The sequence below is a fragment of the Fibrella aquatilis genome (assembly GCF_017353255.1).
Classification (GTDB): Bacteria; Bacteroidota; Bacteroidia; order Cytophagales; family Spirosomataceae; genus Fibrella; species Fibrella aquatilis.
The window spans coordinates 96,087-113,660 of the sequence record NZ_JAFMYU010000017.1; the positions used below are offsets into that span (position 1 = coordinate 96,087).

Genomic DNA, 17,574 nt, shown 5'->3' on the forward strand with positions numbered 1-17,574 from the left:
ATGCATTGCCAGGGTCGCCAAGAATAGTCAGCACGGGGTGCTCAACTGGACGTGGCTGAACGATTTAGGCCACTTTAGCATTACCTTTGTGTCCTCTTCACCGATCCCCCCTGCCGACCCAATTGTCGGCATTTGTTTTAAATAAGCAGTATATAAACTCTATAGGCTAATAGAATTATGTCTATCACCTTCACTACCAACGTCCAGTCAGCTGCCCGGCGTGACATTCTCGATCTCGACAAGAAAGTAGCAGCCTTTGCCTCCGGCCAAATGACCGACGAGCAATTCCGCAAGTTTCGGTTAGTGCGAGGGGTATATGGTCAGCGGCAGGCGGGGGTGCAGATGATCCGGATTAAGCTGCCCTACGGACGTATCACCGCCGATCAGCTCATTCGCATAGCCGACGTGTCGGACCGGTACGCTACGGGCAACCTCCACGCCACCACGCGGCAGGATATCCAACTCCACTTCGTCAAACTCGCCGACTCGCCCCAGCTCTGGGCCGACCTGGAAGATGCGGGCATCACGCTCAAAGAAGCCTGCGGCAATACCGTGCGCAACGTGACGGGGTCGGCCCGCGCGGGCATAGACCCCCGCGAGCCGTTCGACATTTCGGGCTACGCGCAGGCCATTTTCGAGTACTTTCTGCGCAACGCCATCTGCCAGGAAATGGGCCGAAAATTCAAGATCGCCTTATCCTCTTCCGAAGCCGACACCGCCTATGGGTTCATGCATGATATTGGGCTTATTCCTCGGATTCAGGATGGCAAACGGGGTTTTAAGGTGCTGCTGGGCGGTGGCCTGGGGGCGCAACCCTTTTCGGCGCAAACGGCCACAGAATTCATTGAGGAAGAGCGGGTTATCCCCTTTATCGAAGCCGTCATCCGGGTGTTCGACCGCTACGGTGAGCGCACCAAGCGCCACAAAGCCCGAATGAAATACCTCCTCAACGACCTCGGCCTGGACGAATTCTTAAACCGGGTAAACGAGGAATGGACGGCACTGCCAAATAAGACGCTGGATGTTGGATCCCGGACGCTGGACTCGCTGCCAGCACCACGCCCTAATCCTGATACAACTGACTTTTTGTCCAACGTCCAACATTCAGCATCCAACTTCCAAACATGGCTTGCCACCAACGTTTTCGAGCAGAAGCAGGCAGGATGGTATGCGGTGCAGTTGCGGGTGCTGCTGGGCGACATGTCGTCGGATACGGCGCGGGCGCTGGCGGGCATTGTGAAGCAGTACGCCGCCGACGATATCCGGGTGACGGTGAATCAGGGGTATCTGCTGCGGTTTATCAAGCCCGAAGATTTACATGCCGTGTTTGACGCCCTCGACGCGCTGGGCCTGGCCGAACCGGGTTTCGACACCACCGCCGACATTACCACCTGCCCCGGTACCGACACCTGCAACCTGGCCATCACCAGCAGCTACGGCATTACTCGGGCGCTGGAGGACGTAATGAAAGCCGAGTTTCCCGACATCATCTACAACAACGACATCAAAATCAAAATCAGTGGCTGCATGAACGGCTGCGGACAGCATTCGGCGGCTAACATCGGCTTCCACGGGGCCTCACTCAAGAACGGTGCGTATGTGTTGCCGGCCTTGCAGGTGCTGCTGGGCGGCGGCTTCAACGGGGCCGGTGCCACGCGGGGCGAGGGGCAAATTGGCGATAAGGTGATCAAGATTCCGGCCAAACGCGGGCCAGAGGCGCTGCGGGTATTGTTCCAGGATTACGAAGCCAACACCATCGAAGGCGAATATTACAACGACTATTACAACCGGCAGGGCAAAAACTATTTCTACACCCTGCTGAAACCCCTGGCCGACCTGAAAACGCTGCAAAACAGCGACTACATCGACTGGGACCATACCGATGCCTACGTCACCGAAGTGGGTGTGGGCGAGTGCGCCGGGGTACTCATTGACCTCGTGGCCACCACGCTGGACGAAGCCGCCGAAAAACTGGTTTGGGCCAATGAAGCCCTGGCCGAAAGCCGCTGGAGCGATGCCCTCTACCATGCCTATAACGTGCTGATTACGGGGGCCAAAGCCATGCTCATGGGCAACGGCATCAACACCAACACACACCACGGCATCGTCACCGATTTCGACCGCGAGTTTGCCGGGCAACCGGGAGGCCGGCCCCACGGTTTCCATGCTGCCGAAGGACAGTTTAAGTCGTTGGTATACAGCATCAACAAGCGTGAACCGTCGGAGGCCTTCGCCCGCGAATTCGTCACCGAAGCTACCGCTTTCCTCACCGCCACGCAGGCCCACCGTCAGCAACAAATCGCCCGCGACGGCCTCCCCGAACTTCAGGAATTGACACAAGCGCAGGACAGCTAAAAATAGTGATGAGTGATGAGCGGTAAGTGATGAGTTTGCTTCCGCAAGAGCATTTACGCTGGCGGAAGCAAACTCATCACTTACCGCTCATCACTCACCGTTCAAAAATGAAGCTCACTCTCATTGGTGCGGGACCGGGTGATCCTGACCTCATTACTGTAAAGGCGATTAAGGTACTTCGGGTGGCCGACGTGATCATGTATGACGCGCTCGTGGCCCCCGAACTGCTCGACTATTGCCGTCCCGATGCGCTGAAGGTGTATGTGGGCAAACGTCGCGGAGCCTATTCGTGCGTACAGGAAGACATAAACCCGCTTATCGTGCACTACGCCAAGCAGTACGGCCACGTGGTGCGGCTAAAAGGCGGCGACTCGTTCATCTTTGGGCGGGGGTGGGAAGAGATGGATTTTGCTGCGCAGCATGGTATTCCAGTAGAGGTCATCCCTGGCATTTCGAGCAGCTATGCCGTGCCTGCGGCTGCTGGTATCCCGCTCACTACCAGAGGGTTGTCGGAAAGTTTCTGGGTTGTAACCGGCACCACTAAAGAGGGGCAACTCTCGAAAGACCTGCAACTCGCGGCGCAGTCGTCGGCCACGGTGGTGATCCTGATGGGCATGCACAAACTACCCCTCGTGGCTGACCTGTTTCTTGGGCTGGGCAAAGCCGATACGCCCGTGGCCATCATCCAAAACGGCACCACGCCGCAGCAACGCGTGGTGGTAGCTACTGTGGGCAGCATCGTGGCTGAAGTAGCCCGGACGGGCATTGAAAACCCCGCCGTAATTGTGGTAGGGACGGTGGCAAACCTGGCCAAACTGCCCGAGGTACTTCAGCAGGTACCTGGAGAAACCAAAACAAACTAATTGGCAGACCATTGGTAGCGTCTACCACTCATAGGTTGTATGTTTGGTTACCGAAACACCTGTAGGTAAGTGCCGTCAGTTGTCAGGCAATCATCATCGCACAACAACTCATCATGAAACGGTATCAGGCTACCCTGCTTTCGTTGCTCTTTATAGCAACCACCTTCGTCGCTTCCTGCAAAAAAGAAGACACGCCCTGCGTTAAAAAAACGTGGTATAAAGATGCCGATGGCGACGGCAAGGGCGATAAAAATGTCAGCGTCCAATCGTGCGAAAAATACGTTGGCTATGTCGATAATGCCGACGACGACAACGACGTGGTGGCCCCTACACCCTTTGTCGATAAAGGGTATAAAACGCCAACTTCGTATCAGAACCTCACGCTGGTCTGGGCCGATGAATTTGATGGTACCAATTTAAATGAAAAATACTGGAATTACGAAATCGGCAATAATAACGGGTGGGGAAATAACGAATTACAGTATTATAAAAAAGAGAATACAACTGTTAAAGATGGTTACCTCACTATTGAAGCCCGCGTTGAAACAAACGGTGCTAGTAACTACACCTCTTCGCGACTGACCACGCAGGATAAATTCAATGTTAAATACGGTCGTATCGACATTCGGGCGTTGCTGCCGAAGGGGCAGGGTATCTGGCCCGCGCTCTGGATGCTGGGCAAAAATATTAAGCAGGTAAGCTGGCCCAAATGTGGCGAAATAGACATCATGGAACTGATTGGCGGCACTGACAAAGACAACACCGTCTACGGCACCGCCCACTGGGATAACAACAACAGTCACGCACAGTATGGCGGCAACACAAAACTGGCCTCAGGCACCTTCAATGATGAATTTCACGTGTTCTCCATCATCTGGGATGCCAAGAAAATTGTGTGGTATGTAGACGATAAACAGTTTCACATCATCGACACAACCCCCGCCGGATTAAGCGAATTTCAGGAAGACTATTTCCTGCTTGTGAACCTGGCCGTGGGTGGCGACTGGCCCGGAAAACCAAGCTCGGCAACGGTATTCCCACAGCAGATGAAAGTGGATTACATCCGCGTGTTTCAGTAATAAAAAGGGCTGTATCTGTAAGCTAATTTCTTAGGTAATATTGTTCTATTATTTGGGTTTTTAAAAGCTGCATGTCTGTGAAGAAATCGCTTTTTCTGTTAATCCTGTCGGGTGTGTTTATTGCCTGTGGACAGCAAAATGTTCGTGAAGAAAAAGGCAAGAAAATACCAGTGCCTATTGTGGGCACCTGGCAGCTTATGTCGGGAACGACCATTGAGAAAGGCGACACGACGGTAACAGATTACACCAAAGATCAATCGTTTATTAAGATCATCAACGACACGCATTTTGCGTTTCTGAAGCATGATCTTTCGGGTGGGAAAGGCAACACCGCTGCGTACGATTCGGGCGGGGGGCGCTATACCCTGACCGACAGTCTGTACACCGAAAAGCTGGACTACTGCACCGAGCGAGACTGGGAAAATCACACGTTTTCGTTTACAGTGAGTATCAAAAATGATACGCTTACGCAGCAGGGCGTGGAAGTGGTGGCAACAGCAGGCATCAACCGGATTAATATTGAGCGCTACGTACGTGTGAAATGATAACTGATAGGTGTGGCTTCGCGTTTCAGGCTTCGCGCTCTAAGCCCTAAAGCGAAGCTAAACCGCCCCCACCTCCCCCGAAAACACCCCGTTTTTCGTAAATTCGCCCCCTGAAATCAAACTAAAAATCGCCTGTTGGGGGTTGGGTTTATATGTATTGCGTTCTTCTTTATTACTGCTACACACCTATTGCCGATCCTGAAGCGTTTCGGGAAGAGCACCATCAGCTATGTCTACGGCTGAACCTGCTGGGGCGCATTATTGTGGCGCCCGAAGGCCTCAATGGCACCGTGTCGGGCCTGGCTGCCGACTGCGAAGCCTATATGGCCACGGTTAAAGCCGACCCCCGGTTTGCGGCGCTGGAATTCAAGATAGACACCGCCCCGGCCCATACGTTTCAGAAACTACACGTCCGGGTGAAGCCCGAAATTGTCCATTCCGAACTCCCCGTTGACCCACTGGTGCAAACCGGTATTCACCTGGAACCCGCCGAGTTTCGCGCTATGAAAAACGACTCCGACGTGGTCCTTGTCGATATGCGGTCGAACTACGAACACAGCATGGGCAAGTTCAACGGGGCCGTCACCTTCGACATGGAAAATCTGCGCGAACTACCCGACCACGTGGCTGAGATCGCGCACCTGAAAGACAAGAAGATTATCACCTATTGTACGGGCGGTATCAAGTGCGAAAAAGCCTCGGCCTACCTGCTCGCGCAGGGGTTCGAGAACGTCTATCAACTGCACGGCGGCATCATCAAATACGGCATGGAGGCCGAGGGTGAAGGCTTCGACGGACAGTGCTATGTGTTCGACAACCGTCTGGCCGTTGATGTGAATCAGGTGAACCCCACGGTAATCGCTACCTGCCACCGCTGCGGCACGCCCAGCACCCGCATGGTCAACTGCGCCTCGCCCGCCTGCAACAACCACGTACCCCTCTGCGAAGCCTGCGGCGACACCCACGCGGGCACCTGCACCGACGCCTGCAAAGCCGACCCCCTCCTCCGCCCCTACGACGGTACCGGCTACTACAGCAAAAAATCCATTGGCTACACCCCGGAGCAAGGCTACCGAAGCAGACAGCGAAGCGTTACGTAGGGATTTACGTATTACGAATTACGATTTGTGGCTGACGCATCCCTTATGCTGTAGAGCAGGCTGACGCGTCAGCAACAAATCGTAATTCGTACATCAAAAATCGTAAATCAAAAAATCCCCCACAGGCCGTATGGAATGTGGGGGATTTTTGCATCGTGAGAGTATGCTGACCGTTTAATAACTATTGAGTTAGTTAATTTTTGTTAAGCAACATTCTGGAAATAGTTACGTCAGTACATTTAGGCAATCAACTCAACTTCCATTCCCTTTTTGTATGAAACATCGCTTACTCCAGCTGTTCTTTTGGTGCTTTCTGTCAGGGTCAGCCTTGGCCCAAACGGCCCCCTCCCGATTTGCCTTACAGGCCACCGTTACCGACACGCTGGGTGCTAAACTCAACGGAGCCACGGTCATGCTTCAAACCGTAACTGATTCAACCTTAACCAATTACGGTCGCTCTGCCGAGACGGGGGCCTTTGTGTTAAAAGGCATTAAACGCGGCAGCTACATCCTGAAAATTACGTATGTAGGCATGATGCCGCTGACCAAAAACGTCAGTTTCGAGCAGGAGGCCACCGTTGATCTGGGCACTATTAAGCTAAAGCCCATTGCCAAAGAACTGTATGAGGTGGTGGTCCGCACGGCCCGCGCGCCGCTCACGATCCGGGGCGACACGGTGGAATATGATACCCGGGCGTTTAAGGTGCCGCCGGGGTCGAGCGTTGAGGATTTGTTGCGCAAGCTGCCGGGCGTTATTGTCGACCGGGAGGGCAACATCCGGGCGCAGGGGCAGGAGGTTAAAAAAGTGTTGGTTGACGGCAAGCAGTTTTTCAGTGACGACCCCAAAACGGCCACCAAAAATCTTCAGGCCGAAGCCATTTCCAAGGTGCAGGTATTTAGCGATAAGACCGAAAAAGCCAAGCTGACGGGCGTTGACGACGGCACCAAAGAAAAGACCATGAATCTGGAGCTGAAAGAAGAGTTCAAGAAAGGCGGCTTTGGTAAAATTACGGGGGGCGCAGGCCCGGCCAGCAACCTGTCTGCGCGGGCCGAGGTGCGCGGCAACTACAATAAATTCAATAAAACGCAGCAGTTTTCGGTCATTGGCCTGGCCAACAACACTAACCAGACCGGTCTGTCCTGGGCTGATTATCAAGATTTTAGGGGTAGTAATTCCTTCAATTGGAACGATAATGCCGACTTTGGTTTTGGCGGGGGGTTTATGTATTTCGGTGGGGGCGACGAAGAAAGCCTGACCATTCCGATCAGCGGCGGCGACCGAGGCAACGGCCTGTCGGACAACCAGGCGGCGGGGGTCAATTACAACTTCGACACCAAGAAAACGAAGATCAGCAGCAGCTATTATTTCAGCCAGACCAAGTTGCGGTCGGAGACGCAGAGTGAAGAAAACAATTTTTTCCCCACAGGCACGCTCAACACCCGCTCGGCGTCGAATCAAATCAACCGCAACAGCACCCATCGAATCAGTTTTCGGATTGAAAAAGAGCTCGATTCGCTCAATAAGATCGTGTTTGTCAACAACAGCCGTTTTGCCACCGCCAACGCCCTATTGTTCAGCAACCGCGACATCAGGCGGATTCTTAGCGCAACCAGCACGCCTACTACGTCCAATACGACTAACAACAACAGCACGAGCCAGTCGTTTGGCACCAACAACTCCATCATCTACCGAATGAATTTCAAGAAGAAGGGACGCAGCTTTGCCGCCAGCATTGGCTACCAGTTGAACGCCAACGACGCTACGCTGAACATCAACGCCGAGAACCGGTTCTACGAAGCCCTCGACCTGAACGATCAATTCCGCCTTATTCGGCAGCGGCAGGCCACCAACAGTAACGTGGCGCAGTACAAGGCCAGCTTGCAATACGTAGAGCCGCTGTCGAAAAAAGTCTTCTGGGAATCGTTCTACAACTTCAACCTGCGCAATGACGCCGTTGACCGCGACGTGCTCGACACCCGCACTGACCAACTGCTGCGGGTTGACACGCTGAGCCGGTACTACACCAACAACTACACCTACAACCGGCTGGGCACGGGCTTTCGGTACACCAACAAGGGTTTGAACATCGGCGTGGGTGGGGCTGTGCAGCGGTTTACGCTCAACGGGCAATATGCCTTCGACCAGACCCTGCCCGTGCGCCAAACCATCGACCGAGTGTTTACCACGTTTATTCCGAACGTCTCGCTGAACTTCGACATGAAAAACAACAAGTTCATGTATGGCGGCTATAACCTACGGGTGCAAATACCCAGCTCGCGTGACTTGCAGCCGTTGGTCGACAACAGCAACCCCTTATTTATCAGCCGGGGCAACCCCGATCTGCTGCCCGCACTCACGCACGGCGTTAACTTGGGCTTCCAGTATTTTAACCCCGGCTCGTTTACCAATTACTACGGGGGCGTCAGCTATGGGTCCATCACTAACCAGATTGTGTATGCACAAACCATTGACCCCCGCACACTGGTGCGCACGTCGGTGCCCGTCAACGTGTCGGGTGGTAACAACTTCAGCTTCTACAGCAACGTGAGCTTTCCGCTGAAAAAGACAAAAGCCACGCTCGACCTTGGCGGCAACATCAACGCGGGCCGTACCCTGACGCCCATCAACGGCGAGTTGAACCAGACCAATACCACCAACTACAACATCAACACCCGGCTGAGCCTGACGCCAGCCGACTGGTTTACGTTCTACGGCAACGCCGAAATTGGTATTGGCAACGCGAAGTACTCCATCAGCACGGCCGAAGATGCCCAAACGATCAGCAACAACTACAGCGCCGACGCCAACGTGAAACTACCGGGCGGTATTTTTGTCAGTTCCACCTTCAATTACCTGCTCTATCGTAACCAACGGTTTGGGTTCGAACGGAACCTGCCCATCTGGAACGCGGCGGTGTACCGGCTAGTTGGCAAGGCCAAGAAAATGGAAGTACGGTTGTCGGCGTTTGATCTGTTGAACCGCAACGTAAACGTGTCGCAGTACGCCGGACCGACGGCTGTTTTCAACAGCAGCACCCGCACGTTGGCCCGTTACTTCATGTTCAGCATGACCTACAACATGCGCGGCGTGAAAGCCAGCATACGCAAAGGTGGCTGGGACGACTAATTAGTATTTCTGGTTTTCAACATAATTTAAGCTCTTCTTATGCTTCGTTACACCTTACTTTTCTTTATCTGCTGCGCTACCTTGTTGGCACACGCCCAAAACACGGAGGGGGTGGCGTTGTATTCGCGCAAGACCGACTACGCCAAATTGCTCACCAAGCTCACGTACCTGAGTCAGGAGCAAAAAGACCGCTATGCCAACACCTGGAAGAACGACGAAGACTGGAGCGAAAAAATGAAGCTCGTCTTCACGCCCACGGCCAGCCTATACAGCTTCGCCAGCGAATCGGGCGAAAGCCCCGACGGTAAATACACCTGGCGTAACAAAGACCTGTTCTTTTACCGGGAATATGACAAAGAACAGGTGGTTGACGTAGAAGAAATGCTGGGCAAAACCTATGTGGTAGAAGATACATTGCGCCTGCCAAAATGGAAGATCGGCAACCAGGTTCGTGAAATCCTGGGCCATATGTGCCTGGTAGCCACCACCTTCGACCCCGTTAAACAGCATAACATCAAGGCGTGGTTTGCGCAGGACATTCCGGTGCCGGCGGGACCAGAAAAATACGCCGGCCTGCCCGGCCTGATCCTGGAACTCGACGTCGACGAGGGCATCATCATCCTGGAAGCCACCAACGTTTCCTTCAAACCCGTAGCCGCCGACCTGAAGGTGCCCAAGACGAAAAAGGCCAAAAAAGTGGATGAGAAGGGCTATGCAGCGCTCATCAAAAACCACATCGCCGAACAAATGAAGGAGCAGCAAAACCCGTATTGGACGATCCGGTATTGAGGAATAGTTCAAAGTCCAAGGTCTAAGGTCTAAAGCAGTCCGCCGCTGCGGTTGCTTCGCGCACTACCCATCTGGTGTGCGAAGCAACCGCAGCAGCGGACCGCTTTAGACCTTAGACTTTGAACTTATCTTTGCGACCTCATGGCTTCGCACAAACTGATTATTTACCAACTCCTGCCGCGTCTTTTTGGCAACACCAATACCACCAACCGCATCTGGGGAACGCTGGCCGACAACGGGTCGGGGAAGCTGGCCGACGTGAACGACGCGGCCCTGGAGAGCATCAAAACCCTGGGTAGTACCCACGTCTGGTATACGGGCCTGCCCGAACACGCCACCATGACCGACTACGCGGCGCAGGGCATCCGGCCCGACGACCCCGCCGTGGTGAAAGGCCGCGCCGGGTCGCCCTACGCGGTGAAAGATTATTACGACGTTGACCCCGATTTGGCCGTTTCAGTGCCCAACCGGATGGCCGAGTTTGATGCACTAGTGGCCCGAACCCACGCCCACGGCCTGAAGGTGATCATCGACTTTGTGCCTAACCACGTAGCCCGGCAGTACCAGTCCGACACCAAACCGGCAGCGGTAGAAGACCTGGGCGAAGGTGACGACGTGCGGCAGGCGTTTTCCCCGAAAAACAACTTTTATTACTTACCCGGCACCCGGTTTGTAGCCCCGTTTGTGCCCGGCAGCGTTGACGCCCACACGCCACTTACGAACTCGGCCCCGCCCATTCAGGAAATGCCCACCCGAGTCACAGGTTCCGGCTCCATTACCGAAGCGCCCCACATCGACGACTGGTACGAGACCATCAAGCTCAACTACGGCTATAACGTTTTCGACGGTACGCTGCACGTGGGTTCGCTGGATTCGGCTGACCGACCCGATACCTGGTACAAGATGCGCGATATCCTTTTGTTTTGGGCCGGAAAAGGCGTCGATGGGTTCCGGTGCGACATGGCCCACCTGGTGCCGGTGGCATTTTGGCAATGGGTCACGGCTATTGTGCGGGCCACCTATCCCGACGTTATTTTCATTGCCGAAATCTATGACCCCGGCCTCTACCGGACGTACATTTTCGAGGGTGGGTTTGATTACCTCTACGACAAAGTGGGTCTCTACGACGCCCTGCGCCGCCTGACCGAAGGCCACGGGTCGTGTTATGACCTCACCCATGTCTGGCAAAACGAGTCGGGCGATTTTGCCGAACACATGCTCCGTTTCCTGGAAACCCACGACGAGCAGCGCATTGCGTCGTCCTTTTTTGCCACCGATCCCCGGCGGGCCATACCGGCCATGGTCATCACCGCCACCATGCATACGGGGCCGTATCTGCTCTATTTCGGGCAGGAGTTGGGCGTGCGGGGCGAAGATGCTGAAGGGTTCAGCGGTCACGACGGGCGCACCACCATCTTCGACTACTGGGGCCTCACCGACTGGCAGGGCTACCTCAACAGCCACCAGTATGACGGGGCGGGCCTCACTCCCGTGCAACGCGAGTTGCGGGCCGTGTACGAAAAACTGGGCACACTGGTAAAGCAATCTGAGGCCATTCGGACTGGTAGCTTCTATGATTTGCAATGGGCCAATCAGCACACGCCAGGCTACAACATGCACCTGACTTACAGTTATCTACGCTATACCGAACACCAGAAGCTGCTGATCGTATGTAACTTCGACCCTCATAATACCTTGTCGGCCAGTGTGGTTATTCCTGAACACGCGTTGCTGTTGATGGGCCAAACCGTAGGGATTTCCCTGCGCGGCGTCGATCTGTTTATGACCTCCGAGGTCGTTACGGCCAGTGGCAACGCCGGTTTCCGGGTAGACATCCCGCCGTTCGGTGTACGCGTATATCAGCTCGACGTTAGTTAGGTTATTGGTTTTTGAAGGTGTCTTTTGCCCACTACCACCGTCTGATACGTATGCATGCACGTTTCCTTAGCCTCATTTTAGTCGTTGCCCACTACGCTGTGGTGGCGCAAACTACCGACGAGTTAAAGTATGTGACCATTGTGCCGGGCAAAACCGTGGCCGAAACCGCCGTGCGCACCGGCGAATCGTTGCTGGGCCGTCCCTACGTACATTACACGCTGGAAGGCAACCCCACCGAGCAACTAGTGGTGAACCTTCAGCAGTTCGACTGCACCACGTTTATTGAAACCACCCTGGCCCTGGCCCTCACCGACCAGGAACTGGTAGCCAGCTACAGCCCCGTTCAGGCCGAACCCATTTTCCGGAAATACCTGACCAAAATTCGCTACCGCAATGGTCAGATAGACGGCTATGCCAGCCGGTTGCACTACCTATCTGACTGGCTCCGCGACAATGAACGCAAAGGGCTGTTGCAGGATGTCACCCGCGAGATTGGAGGCGTGCAGGTGCAGAAGGCTGTGAATTATATGACCGCCGCCGTGCATAAATACCCCCACCTGAACGACCCGGCGGTGTTCAAGCAGATCACGCAGGTGCAGACCGACATCAGTCAGCAACCGTTCTGGTTTATCCGGAAAGATCAGTTCCGGGCCATCGAACCCAAATTGCACGAAGGTGATATTGTGCTGCTGACCGCCGCCCGCCCCGGCCTCGATACCCGCCACGTGGGCTATGCTACCTGGCGCAACGGCCGGGTGTATTTACTCCACGCCTCGTCTGATCACCACAAAGTAGTGATCACCCCCACCCCACTGGCCGATTACCTGCTGAGCAACAAACGGCTGTCGGGCGTTCGGGTGGCGCGCATCCGGTCGGTGGTGAGCAAGGTGGCGTGCCAGCCCAAGAAATCCCGGCTGATGAGTTTGCTGGTGAAGCAGTAGAGGTGCATCAAAGCACCTGCCATTGCCGACGATGGCAAACAGATTATAAGTAAAACTGAAAATTTCTGGATAACTATTTCTATTGAGCGGTTACTACAGGGTTAACAACCTCTTAGAGTAATGTTGCCTTACTGAACTATCTCGCCATTTTTACTAGGGAATCGTACCGAAATAGATGATTGTCCTTTTATATTGGTAGCCTAACTTTCCTACAAGATGACTCCAAGGATGCTCAACGTCGGCTTTATCGACCGTCTTATTCGCGGATTACTGGCCATTGATCTACTGGCGCTTTGCCTGGCCTCGTTTATTCAAGGCTCGGTAGTTGGGCTGGCGCTTATGCTGGCTGCCTACGCCGCCTATTCGGGACTAACAGGCAACTGTCCCGTCTACGCCATGCTGGGACTGAACACCCGCCAACGCACCGAACCCTAGTACCTTTGGCCCTTAAAAAGCCCCCAAAAGCGCCCCGTTTATCGACCATAAGCGGGGCGCTTTCGCGTAGAAGGCCCTATCTTTGGCTTTACACCCCGCCTACCACCGTATGTCTGCCAAGGCTTTTTACCAGACGTTTTATCAGACCGAACAACTCTTCCGCCGCGCCGATGAAGCCCTGACGTTTCCGGCCCGCTACGACACCCCCCACGAGTTACTTAGCCCCCCGGCATTTGATGAAACAACAGTCATTGATACAGAAGTTATTGATAGTGAACCTATTATTATCACCATCAACGACCCTGTACTTCCCGCTGCTCCGGTGACCGTACAGGCCCCAGTACCCACAGAACCCATAACTACTCCGCCCATACCGGCCGAGCAGCCCGTTGTTATGGTTGCCCCGCCCCCTACCGAGCCTGCATCAGTTCCTGCACCACAACCAGTAGTAGCACCGCCGGTCAGTTCACCGACCGATACCAAACCGCCCGTTTCGCGCAAACCGGCTTCACCACAGATCGGCCAGAAAGTGCTTATTCTGGTCGATGATGAGTTGCTGCCCAGCGACTTACTGTTTCTCGAAAAAATTCTCAAAGCGGTCCATCTCGATATTGAGGGGGTCGATCTGCTGAATGTGCATGGTACCAGCAACGTCAATTTTCAGGAACTGCTGTCGGGCAAATACATTCACCATTTTTTCACGTTTGGCGTACCCTTCAGCCGCATCAACCTCGACATTCTGATGGACCGGTATCAGCCCGTCCGATTCGATGGCATCACCTTCCTGATGGCCGACCCACTGCCCGCTATCGAGACCGACGTAGCCCTGAAAAAAAAGCTCTGGGAAGCATTGAAGAAGATTTTCCTCTGGCGATAGAAAAAGGGGGTTTGATTGTTTGTTGGTGTTTTGACTGGCGAAGCCACAACCAAACCCACAAACAACCAAACAGCTAAACCCCAAACAACCAAACAATCAAACAGCCAATCCGTTGACGAACCCTCCCTTACGCCGTGTATTGACCACCGTTCAGCTTTGGGGCATTGCGGTGGGGCTGGTTATCTCTGGCGAGTATTTTGGCTGGAACTACGGCTGGCAGGTAGCGGGTACCCTGGGATTTGGCGTAGCTACTGCCATTGTCACGGTATTTTACGTCGCGTTTGTATTCAGCTATACCGAACTCACTACGGCCATTCCTGACGCGGGCGGGCCGTTTGCTTATGCCTACCGCGCTTTTGGCCCAACGGGGGGCTTCCTGGCAGGCTACGCTACCCTGGTCGATTTTTTACTGGCACCACCAGCCATTGCGGCGGCGTTGGGAGCCTACGCCCATTTTCTTAATCCAGCCCTGTCGCCACTTTGGGTGGGGGTTATTTCGTACTCGGTCTTTGTGGGCATTAACATGCTGGGTGTACGCGATTCGGCCAATTTTTCGCTTATCGTAACCATCCTGGCCGTGGTTGAACTGCTGGTGTTTATGGGGCTGGTAGCCCCGGCTTTTAAGTTCGACAATGTGGTGGCACATACCGAGCAGTTTAAGTGGACGAGTGTGTTTGCCGCCCTACCGTTTGCCATCTGGCTCTACCTGGCTATCGAGGGCGTGGCCATGGTGGCCGAAGAAGTAAAAGATCCCCGCCGCACCATACCCCGCGCCTACCTGCTCAGCATCGGCACGCTGGTACTGCTGGCCGTGGGCACCATGCTCCTTTGCGCCGGGGCCGGCGACTGGCGCCGCCTCGCCACCATCGACTACCCCCTCCCCGAAACCCTAGCTATGGTATTGGGGCACAACAGCGTCTGGACTAGGCTGTTTGCCAGCATTGGCTTGTTTGGGCTGGTGGCATCGTTCCACTGCAACACGCTGGGCTATTCACGGCAGATCTACGTACTGGCCCGCAACGGCTATCTTCCCGCTTTTCTGGCCCAGGTAAACGAACGATTCCGCACGCCCCACTGGGCCTTGGTTGTGGGGGGTGGCATTGGCCTAGTGGCCCTTTTTTCGGGCAGCACCGACCAGATCATCGTGCTGTCGGCACTGGGGGCCATTGTCATGTACGGCATCAGTTTAGTTAGTCTGCTGGCCTTACGGCGGCGAGAACCAACCCTTGAACGGCCCTTTAAAACGCCATTTTATCCCTTTTTGCCCCTGCTGGCCCTGTTTCTGTCCTTAATTTGCTTACTTGCCATCGTCTACTTTAACCCCCGGCTAAGTGCGCTGTTTCTGGGTCTTGGCGGCCTGTCATTACTGGTCTTTCGACTGGTTGGCCGCCGTGCCGTTCCAGTTAAGCTCAACATGCTTGATTAGGCAATGACCACCAAAACACCCGCCACCGCCCCCCTGCCCGACTGGCTTGCCGATGAGGCTAGTTTGGCTGATGAAGCTGTGTTGTTTGGTCTATCCGAAGCGCGACCTGATGAACGCCTGGCCCAGATCAGGCTGGCCTTTTTGGAACGTACGGTGCTGGTGGAAAAGCAAATTGAGCAGGCGCAGGAGCACGTGAGTGATTTGAACGCCGTCATTGACGCCGCTCAGACGGACCTGAATGCGCTGCAAACACTACAGCTAACGGGCCAAAAACGCCTGTTTTCTCTTGCCGGACAGCGATTGCTAATCAGGTTTGGCCTGTCGCTGGTGGGGTGTGCAGCGGTGATTTTTAGTACCAATCAGTTACTACCAACGCCATTTGCGAGTGTGCTGCTGGGCGGATTAGTAGGCCTGGGGGGCATCGGTGCGGCCTTGATTCGGTATGCGGCCGACGGGCGGGCCAGACTCAATCAGCAACAGGCCGACCGGCTGATCCAAGAGCAGCGACTGGCAAAAACGGAGAGTAAACTAGTTGATTATCAACAAACTAAGCAACAATTAATTGCCGACTTGTACCAGTATGAAGCCATTCGCGATGCACAGCATGCCCACCGCGACCGGCTGATACGCCTCTTCGAGAGCGAGTTCGACCTGGCCCGCAGTCTCCGCTACAGCCTCAACCCCAACGACTACCGCTATTCAGAGGGAATTTGACGTTAAGGTTTAAAGTCTAATGTCCAAAGTCCAATGTTTCTCCCTTCCTCCCTCCTCCTTTCCTCCCCTCCTCCTCCCTACCCCCCATGTCCGACTATTTGCATGGCTACGACAGTGGCCGCGAGGGTTCGCCCCGCGATTCATTTGAAAGTATGGTGTCGAGTCAGGAACATGAGGTGTTTTTGACGAAACAAATTACTAGGCGCGAAGCCGACATCGTCCTGCTAGACAGTCAGCTTGAGCAGACCCTGGCCCAACAGGTCGTTCTTCAGGAGCAACTCATGTCGGTTGCTGCCGCCCGCTCGGCGGGGCAGGTGCGGGTAGACCAACTGCGGAAGCAACAGTTTGACAATCAGACAGAACAGGCGCAGTTAGTGGCGCGGAGGCTGGCCCTTACGGCGGAATATTCGCTGCTGAGCGGGTTGTTTTTCTTCGTAGCGGGACTGTCGTTTTTGCTCGGCGACCTGGTAATCTCGCACGAGATTGTGGCCTACGCACTCAATATCCGCGACAACCTGGAGGCCTGGGCGTTTGCGGCGGGGCTGGCGATGGTGACGGTGCTGCTGAAACCCACCTACGACCGCCTGATTGAGCGCCCCTACCAAACCGACCCGGTGCGGTATGGAGGGCGATATAGTCGTTTCAAAATCTTATTGGCCGTTTTTGCGCTCATCACGCTCATGGTACTTGGCTGGTTTCGTTACGAAGCCTACCGCACCGATCAGCTCAAGGCGGCCATCAACCGCAGCATCCGGCAGTTGCAACAAAATACCCTGCCTACCGACGACCCCGCCGCCACGGTAGTCGACCCGGCGGTGCTGGCTAAGATTGAACAGCAACTGGCGCAGTCGGGTGAGCTAAACGTGGCGTTGGTAGGTAGCCCCTGGGCCATGCTGTCGTTTGTACTGAGCGGGCTACTGTTTGCACTGGCAGGTGCCGTTTGCCTGGGCATCGGCCTGCCCGTTTTGGCCGTTTTCTGGACGCGCTGGCTGCAGATAGACCGGCGGCGGGGCGTGTTGCGACGGCGGGAACGGGCGTTACTACGCGTGTTGACACCATTGGAAGAAGCTCATAATGAGCGAAATACGCACCACCAGGCGCTAACTGAGCAACTAGGTCAACTGCCCAATTTAACTGAACTTCGGCAACATCGTCAGGAACTGGTTTTGTTCATAGAAACCCTGGGCAATGAACTCCGCCTCGCCATCACCGACCGGCGCATTGCGCAGTATACCGATGGGTATGCCAAAGGCGAAGCCGACCGCGACTCAACGCCTAGTCGTAATGAAGCTAACCCGCTGATGCCCCGCCCGCACCAAGCCATCCGGCAGTTGATCCGGCAGCGGCTCGATGGGCCAAATGATCAGTAAATTGTAAATTACAAATATATGGTCATAAAATAATACTTCTCTCTACTAGTAGCCAATTTATGTACTAATGTAAGG

Annotated in this window: 14 protein-coding genes; all 14 read left to right on the forward strand. The window is 54.7% G+C overall.

From position 1 onward, the window contains the following. Positions 1-177: 177 nt before the first annotated feature. The 14 genes from J2I48_RS19255 (at position 178) to J2I48_RS19320 (ending at position 17,499) form a co-directional block, all read left to right on the forward strand. A complete protein-coding gene (locus tag J2I48_RS19255) occupies positions 178-2,355 on the forward strand; it encodes a ferredoxin-like domain-containing protein (protein WP_207337118.1) in 2,178 nt (725 codons plus the stop codon). A gap of 107 nt (positions 2,356-2,462) precedes the next feature. After that, positions 2,463-3,218, forward strand: coding sequence for a uroporphyrinogen-III C-methyltransferase (gene cobA, locus J2I48_RS19260; RefSeq protein ID WP_207337119.1), 756 nt, complete (start codon positions 2,463-2,465; stop codon positions 3,216-3,218). A 113-nt stretch (positions 3,219-3,331) separates the two neighbouring features. Continuing rightward, positions 3,332-4,297 (forward strand): glycoside hydrolase family 16 protein, encoded by a 966-nt coding sequence (locus J2I48_RS19265; protein ID WP_207337120.1) that lies wholly within the window; start codon positions 3,332-3,334, stop codon positions 4,295-4,297. 71 nt (positions 4,298-4,368) lie between these two features. After that, the gene (locus J2I48_RS19270; protein ID WP_207337121.1) at positions 4,369-4,842 is read left to right on the forward strand and encodes a hypothetical protein; all 474 of its coding nucleotides are present in this window, start codon (positions 4,369-4,371) and stop codon (positions 4,840-4,842) included. A gap of 152 nt (positions 4,843-4,994) precedes the next feature. Further along, on the forward strand, positions 4,995-5,942 hold the full coding sequence (trhO, locus tag J2I48_RS19275) for an oxygen-dependent tRNA uridine(34) hydroxylase TrhO (protein ID WP_207337122.1): 948 nt from the start codon (positions 4,995-4,997) through the stop codon (positions 5,940-5,942). A 274-nt stretch (positions 5,943-6,216) separates the two neighbouring features. After that, positions 6,217-9,069: an outer membrane beta-barrel protein gene (locus J2I48_RS19280; protein ID WP_207337123.1), complete on the forward strand. Its 2,853-nt coding sequence runs from the start codon at positions 6,217-6,219 to the stop codon at positions 9,067-9,069. A gap of 39 nt (positions 9,070-9,108) precedes the next feature. Beyond that, on the forward strand, positions 9,109-9,858 hold the full coding sequence (locus J2I48_RS19285; RefSeq protein ID WP_207337124.1) for a GLPGLI family protein: 750 nt from the start codon (positions 9,109-9,111) through the stop codon (positions 9,856-9,858). Between the two features lie 141 nt (positions 9,859-9,999). Next, positions 10,000-11,736 (forward strand): alpha-amylase family protein, encoded by a 1,737-nt coding sequence (locus J2I48_RS19290; protein ID WP_207337125.1) that lies wholly within the window; start codon positions 10,000-10,002, stop codon positions 11,734-11,736. Between the two features lie 50 nt (positions 11,737-11,786). After that, positions 11,787-12,677 (forward strand): N-acetylmuramoyl-L-alanine amidase-like domain-containing protein, encoded by an 891-nt coding sequence (locus J2I48_RS19295; protein WP_207337126.1) that lies wholly within the window; start codon positions 11,787-11,789, stop codon positions 12,675-12,677. A gap of 216 nt (positions 12,678-12,893) precedes the next feature. Continuing rightward, positions 12,894-13,112 (forward strand): YgaP family membrane protein, encoded by a 219-nt coding sequence (locus J2I48_RS19300; protein WP_207337127.1) that lies wholly within the window; start codon positions 12,894-12,896, stop codon positions 13,110-13,112. Between the two features lie 109 nt (positions 13,113-13,221). Beyond that, complete coding sequence (locus J2I48_RS19305; protein WP_207337128.1) at positions 13,222-13,989, forward strand: hypothetical protein; 768 nt, start codon at positions 13,222-13,224, stop codon at positions 13,987-13,989. 112 nt (positions 13,990-14,101) lie between these two features. After that, positions 14,102-15,415, forward strand: coding sequence for an ethanolamine permease (gene eat, locus J2I48_RS19310; RefSeq protein ID WP_207337129.1), 1,314 nt, complete (start codon positions 14,102-14,104; stop codon positions 15,413-15,415). A 3-nt stretch (positions 15,416-15,418) separates the two neighbouring features. Then, positions 15,419-16,129, forward strand: coding sequence for a hypothetical protein (locus J2I48_RS19315; protein ID WP_207337172.1), 711 nt, complete (start codon positions 15,419-15,421; stop codon positions 16,127-16,129). 86 nt (positions 16,130-16,215) lie between these two features. Then, entirely contained in the window at positions 16,216-17,499 is a 1,284-nt protein-coding gene (locus J2I48_RS19320) for a hypothetical protein (RefSeq protein WP_207337130.1), read from the forward strand. The last annotated feature ends 75 nt before the right edge of the window (positions 17,500-17,574 follow it).

Bases quoted from the DNA above. Each gene is read 5' to 3' on its own strand.
- J2I48_RS19255 (WP_207337118.1), top strand. From the start codon at position 178: ATGTCTATCACCTTCACTACCAACGTCCAGTCAGCTGCCCGGCGTGAC.
- cobA (WP_207337119.1), top strand. From the start codon at position 2,463: ATGAAGCTCACTCTCATTGGTGCGGGACCGGGTGATCCTGACCTCATT.
- J2I48_RS19265 (WP_207337120.1), top strand. From the start codon at position 3,332: ATGAAACGGTATCAGGCTACCCTGCTTTCGTTGCTCTTTATAGCAACC.
- J2I48_RS19270 (WP_207337121.1), top strand. From the start codon at position 4,369: ATGTCTGTGAAGAAATCGCTTTTTCTGTTAATCCTGTCGGGTGTGTTT.
- trhO (WP_207337122.1), top strand. From the start codon at position 4,995: ATGTATTGCGTTCTTCTTTATTACTGCTACACACCTATTGCCGATCCT.
- J2I48_RS19280 (WP_207337123.1), top strand. From the start codon at position 6,217: ATGAAACATCGCTTACTCCAGCTGTTCTTTTGGTGCTTTCTGTCAGGG.
- J2I48_RS19285 (WP_207337124.1), top strand. From the start codon at position 9,109: ATGCTTCGTTACACCTTACTTTTCTTTATCTGCTGCGCTACCTTGTTG.
- J2I48_RS19290 (WP_207337125.1), top strand. From the start codon at position 10,000: ATGGCTTCGCACAAACTGATTATTTACCAACTCCTGCCGCGTCTTTTT.
- J2I48_RS19295 (WP_207337126.1), top strand. From the start codon at position 11,787: ATGCATGCACGTTTCCTTAGCCTCATTTTAGTCGTTGCCCACTACGCT.
- J2I48_RS19300 (WP_207337127.1), top strand. From the start codon at position 12,894: ATGACTCCAAGGATGCTCAACGTCGGCTTTATCGACCGTCTTATTCGC.
- J2I48_RS19305 (WP_207337128.1), top strand. From the start codon at position 13,222: ATGTCTGCCAAGGCTTTTTACCAGACGTTTTATCAGACCGAACAACTC.
- J2I48_RS19315 (WP_207337172.1), top strand. From the start codon at position 15,419: ATGACCACCAAAACACCCGCCACCGCCCCCCTGCCCGACTGGCTTGCC.
- J2I48_RS19320 (WP_207337130.1), top strand. From the start codon at position 16,216: ATGTCCGACTATTTGCATGGCTACGACAGTGGCCGCGAGGGTTCGCCC.